Genomic DNA, 12735 nt, shown 5'->3' with positions numbered 1-12735 from the left:
TATACTGACTTTCTGGACAATTTTTTTTGCTTTATAAAATCTTTATTTTTACCTCCTATACTGACTAGCGAGGAGGGATTGAAACGATGTCTAAAGAGATTAGTTTGTCATTTAAGCAAGTAAGCAAGCGTGTAAGAGGACGTCAGTTATTGCAAAATATATCCTTTGAGGTAGAGAAGGGAAGCATATGTGGTCTATTAGGTCCCAATGGAGCGGGAAAGACCACGCTTATTCGCATCGTCACAGGTTTGGTGAAGCCAACGGCAGGGGAAATTGTTATTAACGGCTCCAGTATTGTTACGCAGCGGAAGCAGGCTGTACAGGAGCTGGGGGCAATCGTAGAATCACCGATTTTCTTCCCATATATGACAGGCAGAGAGAATTTAAGAAATCTGGCGCGTCTTCATCCGCAGCTTTCGAAAAAAGAGCAGCGCGAGCGTGTGGAGTCAGTGCTGGAAATTGTTAGCCTGCAGGATCGAGGCAATGATAAAGTGAAAACTTATTCCCTTGGCATGAAGCAGCGGTTAGGGATCGCCCAAGCATTGCTGGGAAGACCTTCCGTTCTCATTCTCGACGAGCCGGTCAATGGACTTGATCCTATGGGAATTAGAGATATACGCAAGCTGCTTTTGCAATTGAACGAGCAGTATGGCATGACCATTTTAATCTCAAGTCATTTGCTGGATGAGCTGCAAAAGGTTTGTCAGCATATCGTGGTTATGCAAGAAGGAAAGCTGATCTGGACTGGTGAAACAAAGGCGTTGGCGAGCAATGAGGAGAGCCTGGAGGATGCCTTTATTGAGTTGGTGTCGCGATGAAGGCATTAATGTGGAGTGAATGGGAGCGCGTATGGAAGCGAAAAACGACATGGCTGCTTTTCTTGAGCATCCCGATTATTTTACTAGCCGCTGCAAGCTATGTTGTTAAGCAAAATGATACTTTAACTGCTGATGTTGCACACTATACTTCTGCCTGGAACTTTCCGATTATGGGACTTTCAGAGATGCTGTTTACCGTGTTTCAGGGCGTTATTCTTGTTCTTGTTGCCTTTATTGTAACGGATGAATACCAGGATAAAACGATTCGCATGATTCTGATCAGATCATACTCTAATTTGGAAATTATAATAAGCAAGTATCTCGTCTCGATCCTTGCCTTGGCTGCATTTTTTGCAGCGTATTTGGCGATAAGCTATGCGGTAGGCTTTATTTATTTCGACAGGCCGGCAGAGCTCGCGTTGTTTTACCAGCAAGGAATGGCGACTCCATTTGAAAGCTTGGTTTACAATTTACAGTTTTACGGGATTGCTTTGCTGTCTTCGATCGCAATGTTAACGGTGCTGTTCTTTATTTCGAGTATTGCTCATACTACAACAGCAGCAATTGGAACAGGAATTGGCTTTCTTTTATTTTCATTTCTTTATCCGAACGTTGTAACGTATTTTACGCCGCTGATTGGAGAAGAGCTGGTGATCAAAATCTTTTTCACTTCAATCCCGATGATTCAGTGGCAAGGCATTACCTATCTGTTGGCAGATCAGCCTTTTATGGCACAGTGGAACTGCGGGGTAATTGCGATTTATTGGCTTTTGTTTGCGGGCTTGATTGTACTTGCGGCAAATAAAAAGGATTACTTTCAATAATAGCGAGGTGCTTGAATGTGTTCAAAAGGGTATGGCTAAGTGAATGGCAGCGAGTGTTTAAGCGCAAAAAGACGATAGTAGGCATCATCATCTATTTGCTGCTGGTTGGGCTGGAGGCGCTGTTTCTATACGCTGTCGGCGGAGTCAGCTTCTATAACAAGGATCAGGATGTGCTGCTGAATAATTTGAATACGGCACCGTTCTTTTTAAGGGAGCTGGGTATGTTTCTCGTATTTATTTTAATACCTATGTTTGTATCGGACAGCTTTAACGGCGAGTATACTTCGGGTGCATATCGGCTTGTACTGCTGCGGCCGCAGGGGCGCTTCATGCTGTTTATTGCAAAGCTTGGCGTCCAGGCGTCCATTGTCGTCTGTTTGCTTGCTGCCACCTGGCTAATTGCAACAGCCTTTGGCATTGTCGTATTCCCCTCTGTACAGGAGGTTTCATTTTATAATACAATACCGCTGCAGCCTTTGCAGGCCACGATCTATGTGCTGGCGTTCTATGTTGTCGCCTTTCTCGTGCTGTTTGCTGTCATTTGTGTCGGAAGTGCGATTAGCTCGATTATGCCCAACTCGATTTTATCGTATGTTGGCACGGTTGGCTTTTTAATAGGCTGCACGTATTTGTCGGATTATTTTTTCATTTTCTTTCAAGTGTCCGATACCATTTTCGAAATTTTAAGCCAGCAGCAGCTTACATCTTTGCTGCTTATCGTGTCTCTTATCGCAATTAGCTATATAATAAATGCACTAGTGTGGAAAAAGAGAGACTGGTTAGGATGATGTTAAGTGGAAGAGAAAATATTAATTGTGGATGATGAAAAGGATATAGTCTCCTTTATAAAGGACTCGCTGGAGGATGAAGGCTATACGGTTTTTGCGGCATATAACAGCGCGGAAGCGCTGCATGCGTTGCAGAAAAATCCGGATTTAATTGTGCTTGATGTGATGATGCCCGGCATGGATGGATTTGAGCTGTGTGAAAAAATTCGCGCCAGTATATCGTGTCCGATACTATTTGTTAGCGCAAGAAAAACCGAGCAGGATCGAATTCGCGGGCTAATGGCCGGCGGAGATGACTATATTGAAAAGCCCTTCAGCATGAAGGAGCTGAAAATAAGGATATTTGCTCATCTTAGACGGGAGAAGCGCATCCAAACGAAAAGCTACAAGAAGCTTCACCATAAAAATTTGATTATTGATCTGGAGGCTTGCGAGGTATATTGCTTCGAGCAAAAAATCGCCTTTACCTATCGGGAGCTGGACATCATCCGTTATTTCGTGCTCCATCCTAATCAGGTGGCATCGAGGGAGCAAATTTATGAATATGTGTGGGGCCTCGAGGCAAGCGGCGATTCGACTACCGTTACCGAGCATATTAAAAAGATTCGCGCCAAGCTGCAAAGCTGTGACCCTGATACGAGCTACATTACAACGATATGGGGAGTAGGTTACAAGTGGGAAAGCTGAAGCGGGACAAAAGAAAAAGCTTGCGGAGCAGCATTACTTCATCGTTTTATTTGATGCTTGGCTTAAGTGTAGTTGCAGCTTTCCTGACATGGGCCATCCTTTTCGTCATTTTCGCCTTGCTGCTGCAAAATGAAAGGGTCAATCCGGCTAATTATTACGAAGGACAAATCCCCGCTTTAGTAGAGTATATGAATGAGCAGGAGCATATTTTGGATAGCGCAGCGAAAGAAATTGTTGAGAAAAGGATTCCTCTGGAGGGGCTCGACTATCAGGTCGTGAACTTGGCTGGCGAGATTGTGTATGGGACGATAGCAAAATCGTATATCGATTCAGGCAGCGATTTGCTTACTAAATTAAATACGAATTTATATGACCGGAATTTTTTTGTTAAGTATTATCCTTTACTCGATGAACAAGGCTTGCTGCAGGGCGCTGTCGGCTTCCGCTACCAGCTATCTGTGCTTGCTGCTAACCAGGAAGGCAAGGCTGTGCTTTATCCTTTAGCGATCCTTACATTTCTTACTCCATTTTTTTATATTTTCTTATTTTCTTATGTGATCGGCAAGCGATTGAGCAGCCGTATTGAAAAACCGTTTAATAAAATAATAGAAAGTGCGAACAGAATTCGCAATCATGAGCTCGATTTTTCGCTGTCCTATATGGACAGCACCGAGGAGCTTAATCAACTAATGCTTGCCTTCGAGGAGATGAAGGAGGCGCTGAAGGAATCGCTTGAGCAGCAATGGAAGCTGGAGCGTGAACGGAAAGAGATGGTGGCAGCGATTGCTCATGATCTGAAAACACCGCTCACGATCATTCAAGGCCATGTTGAAGGGTTAATCGAGGCGAAAAATCAAAACCCAGAGCGCCAGCAACGGTATTTAGATACCATTTATAAAAGCTGTCTGCGCTCCATTCAATTAATAAAGGAATTAAACGAGCTGTCCAAGCTGGAGCAAGCGGAGTTTACGCTTCAGGCGGCTGAAGTAAATGCTGTCAATTGGCTGCGGGAGAAGGCGTCGCAGTATGAGCTGTTATGCGAGGAGAAGCATATCTCCTTTCATGCTCAGGTGATCGACAACAGATCTGAGCAATCTCCAGTCTGGCTCGATGTGGAGCGCATGGAGCAGGTAATCGACAATATTTTTATGAATAGCTTGCGCTTTACGCCGGATAACGGAGACATTAAATGGCTGACGAAGGTGGATGAGCAATATTTGACATTGGAGCTGCTTGATAGCGGTCCGGGCTTTGCTTCGAAAAATCCGTCCAAAGTATTCGAAAAGTTTTATCGTGAGGATGCTGCACGCTCAGGCGATTCGGGTCATTCGGGATTAGGGCTGTTTATTGCACAAACGATCGTTAAAAAGCACGGTGGAGAAATTAGCGCTGCAAATCATGAAGCAGGGGGAGCGTATGTAAAGATCAGGGTGAAAAGCTTAAAGCCTGATGCTGGTCAAGCGCCCTAGCTGAATAAATGTTCGCAGGCTGGGCTTTCTAGGTGTTGAGTCATGCTCAACGCCCGGAAGGTCCAGCCTTTTGAACTTCCTTTTAGAGGCGACCACCAAGAGTTAACTCAGCCAATCAAGCTTTATGGCTGCTCTACAACATCGTACAAGACGCGCACCAGCAAATCCTGGCTGTAGTTGCCGAAGCTTTTGCCGTATATCGTCAAGCCGCGCTTATTGGCTGAATGAGGCGGAACGGCGAGGCGTAGCACCAGATCGCTTTTATAGTCCAGCTCGATCTCGTTAAGCGATACATCGGAAATTCTGCAGCCGTCGATAAAGCTGCCCTGCTGATTGATGCGAATCAGCTTCAGCATGCCGTACTGATTAAGATGAGGCGGCCACCAGTCGGGATTAAAATTGCCGCGCACATCGCCAAAGTCGCCTGGACTCGTCCAGCTGCCTATTTCAACATTATTCAAATAAAAATAAATGTCCGATGGATAATGGTTATTGTAGCCAGGCGCTTCAGAGCTGAGCTCCATGGAAAATTGAATTTCCTTGAATTGCTGATTGGGCTTGAGATAGTTTGGGATGCGATATTCGAGAAAGCCTTCAGCCAGCCAGATGATTTCGGCATAAATCCGCTGCGGATCGGCAAAATATCTTGGATCGTCAAAGTCCCCAATAATGCTGTCCTTCGTTGCTAGCCCGCAGGTAGGCGCAGCAGCGTAATTGCTGAAATGGCCGACCTGCAGCTCTACCTCGTACAAATTTTCCTTCTCATTGCTTTTCATATCAATGAACAGCTTATCCTCGTTTAAATAGCATATTTTCTGTATGCCGTGCTTGCCAACGGTTGTGTTGATTTGAATAATACCGCTTTCCTCCAGCTTCTTAATATGCATCGTAATTGCGCCATTCGAAAGCTTCAATTCATTGGCGAGCTCATTGAGATTCATCGAAGAGTTGCGAATGAGCAGCTCAATAATTTGGATGCGAACCTCCGAGCTTAACGCCTTGAAAATCGGCAATCCACTCATCAAATCCTTAATATAGATCATCGGTACTACCCCTTAGTCAACATTTGCTTTAATCATATACGAATCAAAAGCCAAAAGGAAGGGGAAAAGTGGTAGATTTCTGATTTTATTTTAAATAAATGTAAATCAAAAGGGTTTTTGTACTGAATCCGATGTCGAAAACAGCTATGAATCGACACTGTTTTAACTTTATATAAACTATTTTATATTTATGTGTTTACAAATAATACCTCATATGCTATTTTAAATCTGAAAACGCATTCAACAGCTAAAACTTCCAAACGAGAGAGGGGATCCATCAGTGGCAGCATCAGAGCTTAAAGCAAAAATGATCGTCGATAAAGCATTTAGAATTGATGAGGTTGATCCAAGAATTTATGGTTCATTTATCGAGCACTTAGGTCGCGCCGTTTACGGCGGCATTTATGAGCCGACGCATTCTACGGCTGATGCCAACGGCTTTCGCCAGGACGTTAAGGATTTAATTAAGGAGCTGCAGGTTCCGATTATCCGTTATCCAGGGGGGAATTTCGTTTCAGGCTACAATTGGGAGGACGGCGTAGGGCCAGTCGAGGAACGGCCAAAGCGGCTGGAGCTTGCCTGGCGTGTCGTAGAGCCCAACTACGTCGGTACGAATGAATTTGCCAAATGGGCGAAGGAGCTCGGCACAGAAGTGATGATGGCAGTAAACCTTGGAACTAGAGGAGTAGATGCTGCGCGCAATCTACTGGAATATTGCAACCATCCAGGCGGAACCTACTGGAGCGATCTGCGCATCAAGCACGGCTATAAGGAGCCGCACAACATTAAAACATGGTGTCTTGGCAACGAAATGGACGGACCATGGCAAATCGGGCAAAAGACCGCCGAGGAATATGGTCGTCTCGCTTACGAAACAGCCAAAGCGATGCGCCTCGTCGATCCGGACATTCAGCTTGTATCTTGCGGCAGCTCCAGCACCGGTATGCCGACCTTCCCGGAATGGGAAGCGACAACGCTTGAGCATACCTATGAGGTCAGCGATTTTGTATCGCTTCATCAATATTACGGCAATCGCGATGGCGATTCTGCGAATTATTTGGCAAGAACGATGGATATGGACCATTTCATTCATACCGTTATTTCGACCTGCGACTATATTAAGGCGAAAAAACGCAGCAAGAAAAAGATGTTCCTCAGCTTTGACGAATGGAATGTCTGGTACCATTCCAATGATCAGGACAAAAAAATCGATCCGTGGACCATTGCACCAGCACAGCTTGAAGATATTTACAACTTTGAGGATGCCCTGCTTGTCGGCAGTATGCTGATTACACTGCTGCGTCATGCGGATCGCGTGAAAATGGCGTGCCTTGCTCAGCTGGTCAACGTGATCGCGCCAATTATGACAGAGGAAGGCGGTAAGGCTTGGAAGCAAACGATTTTCTATCCATACCTGCACGCATCGATTTACGGCAGAGGAACCTCGCTGCTGCCAATTGTCGATTCACCTAAATATGACGCGCAGGACTACACCGATGTTCCTTATTTGGATAGTGCTGCTGTCTATAATGAGCAGAAGGATGAAGTGACGATTTTTGCAGTCAATCGTCATTTGACAGAAGGCTTGCAGCTGACTTGCGACGTACGAGGCTTTGAACATTACACCATTATCGAACATATCGTTCTTGAGCATGATGACTTGAAAGCGGGCAATTCCGCGCATGATGAGAAGGTCAAACCTCACTCCAATGGTGCTTCTGAGTTGAAAGACGGCTATGTAACGGCAAACCTGTCAAAAGCATCGTGGAATGTGATTCGTTTGAAAAAAATTAATCATTAATTTTTGGGGGGGCATTCATGATGAAAAAATGGTTAAGTCTAGGCTTGGTATTATCGTTAGTTATGCTGCTGGTAGCTTGCTCAGGCGGAAATAGCGGCAGCAGTGGCGGAACGGAGTCAGTAATTGACGGCGGTGCTGGTGAAAATGCAACGGAATTATCGTATTGGACCTTTGTTGAGCTGCATGGACAGCACTTTGAGAAGATGCTGACGAAATGGAACGCTGAATTTCCGGATCGTCAAATTAAGCTCAATGTTTCCGTTATGCCATATGATGATATGCACAACAAGCTGAGCATCGCGCTGCAAACAGGAGTAGGAGCTCCTGACATTTCCGATATCGAGCTTGGCAAATTTCCTGATTTTCTCGAAGGAACGCCGCAGCTTGAACCGTTAAATGATGTCATTGATCCATACCGCGATACTTTAGTAGAATCTCGTATTAACATTTACAGCAAGGATGGTCAAAACTATGGCGCCCCGACTCATGTTGGCGCTTCGGTGGCCTTCTACAATGTGGAAGTGCTTAAAGAAGCTGGCGTCGACTATCAGGACATCGTAACCTGGGAGGATTTCAAGGCCGCAGGGATTAAAGTATACGAAGCTACTGGCAAAAACATGGGCACCGCCGATACAAGCGCGCTTTGGCAAGTATCGCAGCTGCTTGCGCAGCAAGGCACAGACTTAACCGATGAGAATGGAACCCCGCAAGTGAATACTCCTGAAGCTATTCGCGCTTTGGAGATGCTGAAGGATTTGCAGGAAAACAACGTAATTTCAACAATTGCAGGCGGTCAGCCTGATACAGAGGAAGCGTATGGCGAATACAATTCCGGCAATTTCGTCTCGGCCTTTATGCCGCTATGGTTTATGTCGCGTTACGTGAACTATATGGGCGATCTGTCCGGCAAAATTGCGATCGCTCCTATTCCAGTGCTGGAAGAAGGCATGCCGGCTTCCGTTGGCGGCGGCGGCACGGGCACCGTCGTAACGAAAACAGCGAAGGATGTTCAGCTGGCGAAGGACTTTTTGGCCTATGCCAAGCTTACTGAGGATGCTAATATCGAAATTTGGAACACACTTGGCTTCGACCCAGTTAACATGGGCGTTTGGGATATGAAGGATGTAACGCATAATCCAGACAACGCATTTGTGAAATATTTTGTGAATAACCCGTTTGATGTGCTCCATGAAATTCGCGATGAAATTCAAATGATCAAATCAACGTCCGCTTCGCCGACGATCAACAATGTGCTCGGTACGATTACGTTGAATGAAATTTTTGAGGATGGTCGCGATGTAACCGAAGCCTTGAATGATGCTCAAGCGCAAATTGAGCAGGAGCTGCAATAATAACCTAACCTCTTAGTGATATAGAAGCCGTGAGTCAGCGCTTTCCTCTAGTAGAATAAGCTGTTCACGGCTTTTTTAAAGGAAGTTCAAAAAGTCCGACTTTTTGAAAGAGGAAGTTTTAAAGGGGGAAATGACGGTGATCAAACGCTTCATTTATTCACAAAAGGTCGCACCGTATGTGTTCATTTTGCCGTTTGTTCTAGTGTTTGCCATATTTTGGGCGTATCCATTGCTCGATTCATTTCAAATGAGCTTTCAAAAGGTTGCGCTAGGTCAGGAATCAAGCTGGGTTGGCTTTTCCAACTATGAGAAGCTGCTGAGCGACAAAGTATTTCTGAAGGCGCTTTTAAATAGCTTCGCCTATATGCTTCTGACGCTGGTCATTCTTATTCCATTCCCATTGCTGTTTGCTGTGCTCATTAACAGCAAGCTGATGTGGGGCAAAGAGTTTTTCAAGGCATCGTTCTTCTTTCCCGCGTTAACCTCAGTCGTTGTAGCGGGGACAATTTTTCGCTTAATGTTTGGCGAGATGGAAGGCTCGCTAATTAATAGCTTTTTAGGGCTGTTTGGCATTGATCCGGTCAAATTTCTCAAGGGGCAGGTGACGGGCTTCATCGCTTTGCTGGCGCTCGCTACCTGGAGATGGACCGGGGTCAACATGCTATATTTCCTCTCGGGTCTGAAAAACATCCCGGATGACTACTACGAGGCAGCAGCGATTGACGGAGCGTCCAAGCTGCAGCAATTTTTCAAAATTACAGTGCCTTTGCTAAAGCCGACCTCGATCTATGTCGTGACGATCAGCATTTATGCGGGGCTAGCGATGTTTATTGAAAGCATGATGCTGTGGAATGGCAACAATTCGCCGAAAAATATTGGTTTGACGATCGTTGGTTATTTGTATCGTCAAGGCATTGAGAAAAACAATTTAGGCTATGCTGCCGCCGTAGGAATTGTTCTGCTCGCTATTACGATGATCATTAACGTAACTCAGCTGAGCTTGTCGGGCATGTTCAAGAAGGAGGATCAATCATCATGAGAAATGAATCGTTTGCCAAGGTTGGCCTCTTCGTCTTGTTTACAGTCATTTGCCTCATAATTTTGATTCCGTTCTATGCGATTGCACTTGCTTCGTTCAAGCCAGGTGGGGATCTTGTTCGTTATGGACTCAATCTCAGCTTTGACTTGTCTGTTATGAGCTTCAACAACTTCGTCTTTCTGTTTACAGGCTCGCACAGCTACTTTAATTGGTTTTTCAACTCGGTATTTTTGACAATTGCACAGGTAGTGCTTACGTTGCTCATTAGCGCCACAGTCGCTTACGGATTTGCGGCGTACAATTTTAGAGGCAAAAACTTTTTGTTTTTGTGCGTGCTGATGATTATGATGGTGCCGTTTGAAATTTTGCTGTTGCCGCTCTATAAGCTGACCAATGATTTCGGCTTAATGAACAGCTACTCTGCAATTGTGCTGCCGGGCATCGCCAATGCTGCGACAATCTTTTTCTTCCGCCAATATATTAGCGGCATTCCAAAGGAAATAATTGCTGCAGGCCGGGTCGATGGTGCTTCAGAATACGGCATTTATGCTCGATTGATTATTCCGGTTATGAAGCCTTCCTTTGCGGCAATGGCGATTTTGAACGGGATGAATAGCTGGAACAACTTTATTTGGCCGTTTATGGTGTTAAGCGATACGAGCAAATATACGCTGCCAATTGGCTTGAAAACGCTGCTTACGCCATACGGTAACAACTATGATTTGCTGATCGTTGGCTCGTTTTTCTCGATTGTACCGATTCTAATCCTGTTTCTTGCCTTCCAGAAATATTTTATCGACGGCATGACCGCCGGAGCGGTAAAAGGTTGAGGGAAGCATTATTTTCAATGGTATAATGAATGAAAATATCGCATTCGCGTAAAGATCATATTCAAAAAGCGCAAATTTGCTGACGATGATTGTAGCGAATACGCAGGAGGTTGAATTCATACATGCCGGAAAATAAATTTGTCTTGCCTCATAATAGCAAATGGACAACGGAGCCAGCTTCGTTTCAACTGGTGAAAGACCGCTTTGTTGTAGAAGCGAAGGAAGGCAGTGATTTTTGGGAGTCTACCTATTATGGCTTTCACCATCGCAACGGTCATGCATTGCTTGCGGAGTGGGATGGCAGTCAAGCAATTGAAATATCGTTTGATCTGAAATCCTTTACCGAATTGTATGATCAGGCTGGCTTGATGCTGTGGCATAACGAGAGTCATTGGATTAAAGCCGGAATAGAAATAAATGACGGGGTTCCGCATGCTGCTGTGGTCGCAACCGATCAATTTTCTGATTGGTCGCTTGCTCCTGTGCCGGATTGGGAAGGAAGAATCGTCACCATTCGCGCTTCCTATCAAAATGAAGCTGTCATCATTCGAGCAAGAACTGACATCCATGGCTGGCGTACGATTCGAGTGGCGCGGTTTGCTCACCAAGACGGGATGCAGGCAGGGTTATATGTTTGCTCGCCAAAGCGTGCAGGCTTTAAAGTAGAATTTAGCCGATGGGAGCTGACAGCACCTGATCAGGACCTGCATACAGACCCTGCTATACTTTAAGTGCAAAATAGGATAAAGAGAATCAAGGGGTGTACAGATAGCCAGTGAAAACTGACCATCTGTACACCCTTTTTCGTGCTTGTAGTTATTTTGTTTCCATTGCTTGACAATTATAATCGTAATCATTACTCTTATTATAAATAGTAGTAGATTGATAGGAAGGCGGTGAATTCAGCCTATTGAAAAGCGGGATAGAGCTTTACAAACGCAATATTAGCTTTTTATTTGCCGGCTTGCTTTGCCTGCTGTTTTTAGGCGGCATATTGCCTAAGCTGCTTGCGGCTGACAGCTCAGAGCTGCTCAGTAAAATGAATGTTTTCAAATCTATGTTCATAAGCATTTTACTAGAGGCTCTTCCATTTTTACTGCTTGGCATACTCGTCTCCTCGATTATGCAGGTGTTCATTCCAGAAGCATGGATTCAGAGGCTGATTCCGAAGCAACCTGTGCTCGGCGTGCTTGTTGCCAGTCTTCTCGGCTTCATTTTCCCGGTTTGCGAATGCGGACTTATTCCCGTTGTACGCAGATTGATGGCTAAGGGCATGCCGGTTTATGCCGGTATTACCTTTATATTGGCTGGCCCGATTGTGAATCTGGTTGTCATTTCAGCGACAATAACAGCTTTTCGCGGCCGTACAGATATCGTATACAGTCGTGTGGGACTTGCTATTTTAGTTAGTTGTATCGTAGGGCTGCTCGTATACTATATGGTCAAAAAAGACCCGCGCAAGCAAATTGAAGCTGCGCAAACCTCCTCCCATGCAGGACACAGTCATAGGGGGAGCAAGATTCATCAAATAATGAGTCATAGCATCGATGAGTTTTTTGATATGGGCAAATATTTAATATTGGGTGCGCTTATTACGGCATTAATTCAAACCTACATACCAAGAGCTGAGCTGATCGCAATTGGTCAAGGGGAGTACACCTCTCACTTATTTATGCTAGGCTTTGCTTATATTTTGTCGCTATGCTCGACCTCAGATGCGTTTGTTGCATCTTCATTTATGAGCACCTTTTCAACGGGCTCCTTGCTTACCTTTCTTGTATTTGGTCCAATGGTCGACTTCAAAGGGACCTTGATGCTGCTCTCCGTATTTCGCGCAAAATTTGTGCTGCTGCTTATTGGGGTGGTTGCGGGTGTGGTGGTGGCAGGAGCAATGTTATTTACCTCTTAGAGGTCGTTCAAAAATCCGACTTTGATGACGATGTGATTGCGTTGTAGCGTTGTCGGCGGCGAATATGTCACGCTACCGAAGGCTGCGGTGCTCACGTAGCAATTGGCCTACGCTGCGCTCCTCGCCTTCTAGTATCGTGCCATCTTCTTGGTCTTGCACTCAAAGCTACAGCGGA

The 12735-nt window shown here is 45.2% G+C and carries 12 protein-coding genes; 11 read left to right on the top strand and 1 reads right to left on the bottom strand.

Going from position 1 to position 12735, the window contains the following annotated elements:
• Positions 1-86 precede the first annotated feature (86 nt).
• The 5 genes from KJS52_RS08195 to KJS52_RS08175 are packed head-to-tail and all read left to right on the top strand — an operon-like array spanning position 87 to position 4586.
• Positions 87-818, top strand: a complete 732-nt coding sequence (locus KJS52_RS08195) for an ABC transporter ATP-binding protein (RefSeq protein WP_213514251.1) — start codon at positions 87-89, stop codon at positions 816-818.
• Entirely contained in the window at positions 815-1642 is an 828-nt protein-coding gene (locus tag KJS52_RS08190) for an ABC transporter permease (RefSeq protein ID WP_213514250.1), read from the top strand. Before KJS52_RS08195 ends, KJS52_RS08190 begins: the two co-directional genes overlap by 4 nt.
• A gap of 17 nt (positions 1643-1659) precedes the next feature.
• Complete coding sequence (locus KJS52_RS08185) at positions 1660-2430, top strand: ABC transporter permease (RefSeq protein ID WP_213514249.1); 771 nt, start codon at positions 1660-1662, stop codon at positions 2428-2430.
• Positions 2431-2436: 6 nt separating this feature from the next.
• Entirely contained in the window at positions 2437-3117 is a 681-nt protein-coding gene (locus KJS52_RS08180) for a response regulator transcription factor (protein WP_213514248.1), read from the top strand.
• Complete coding sequence (locus KJS52_RS08175) at positions 3105-4586, top strand: sensor histidine kinase (RefSeq protein WP_213514247.1); 1482 nt, start codon at positions 3105-3107, stop codon at positions 4584-4586. Before KJS52_RS08180 ends, KJS52_RS08175 begins: the two co-directional genes overlap by 13 nt.
• Positions 4587-4708: 122 nt before the next feature.
• Here KJS52_RS08175 and KJS52_RS08170 read toward each other — a convergent pair whose 3' ends face one another.
• Entirely contained in the window at positions 4709-5629 is a 921-nt protein-coding gene (locus KJS52_RS08170; RefSeq protein ID WP_213514246.1) for an ArsR/SmtB family transcription factor, read from the bottom strand.
• Positions 5630-5936: 307 nt separating this feature from the next.
• Between KJS52_RS08170 and arfA the strand changes: the two genes are divergently transcribed.
• The 6 genes from arfA (at position 5937) to KJS52_RS08140 (ending at position 12560) form a co-directional block, all read left to right on the top strand.
• Positions 5937-7430 (top strand): arabinosylfuranosidase ArfA, encoded by a 1494-nt coding sequence (arfA, locus tag KJS52_RS08165; RefSeq protein WP_213514458.1) that lies wholly within the window; start codon positions 5937-5939, stop codon positions 7428-7430.
• 17 nt (positions 7431-7447) lie between these two features.
• Positions 7448-8782: an extracellular solute-binding protein gene (locus KJS52_RS08160; protein WP_213514245.1), complete on the top strand. Its 1335-nt coding sequence runs from the start codon at positions 7448-7450 to the stop codon at positions 8780-8782.
• A gap of 136 nt (positions 8783-8918) precedes the next feature.
• Positions 8919-9821, top strand: coding sequence for a carbohydrate ABC transporter permease (locus tag KJS52_RS08155; RefSeq protein WP_213514244.1), 903 nt, complete (start codon positions 8919-8921; stop codon positions 9819-9821).
• A complete protein-coding gene (locus KJS52_RS08150; protein ID WP_213514243.1) occupies positions 9818-10651 on the top strand; it encodes a carbohydrate ABC transporter permease in 834 nt (277 codons plus the stop codon). Before KJS52_RS08155 ends, KJS52_RS08150 begins: the two co-directional genes overlap by 4 nt.
• Positions 10652-10773: 122 nt before the next feature.
• Positions 10774-11382: a DUF1349 domain-containing protein gene (locus KJS52_RS08145; RefSeq protein ID WP_213514242.1), complete on the top strand. Its 609-nt coding sequence runs from the start codon at positions 10774-10776 to the stop codon at positions 11380-11382.
• Between the two features lie 179 nt (positions 11383-11561).
• Positions 11562-12560: a permease gene (locus KJS52_RS08140; protein WP_246563304.1), complete on the top strand. Its 999-nt coding sequence runs from the start codon at positions 11562-11564 to the stop codon at positions 12558-12560.
• Positions 12561-12735: the final 175 nt, after the last annotated feature.

It is taken from the genome of Paenibacillus montaniterrae, assembly GCF_018403185.1.
Classification (GTDB): Bacteria; Bacillota; Bacilli; order Paenibacillales; family Paenibacillaceae; genus Pristimantibacillus; species Pristimantibacillus montaniterrae.
The sequence above is the reverse complement of the archived record's forward strand: the minus strand, read 5'-3'. Positions and strand labels throughout refer to the sequence as shown.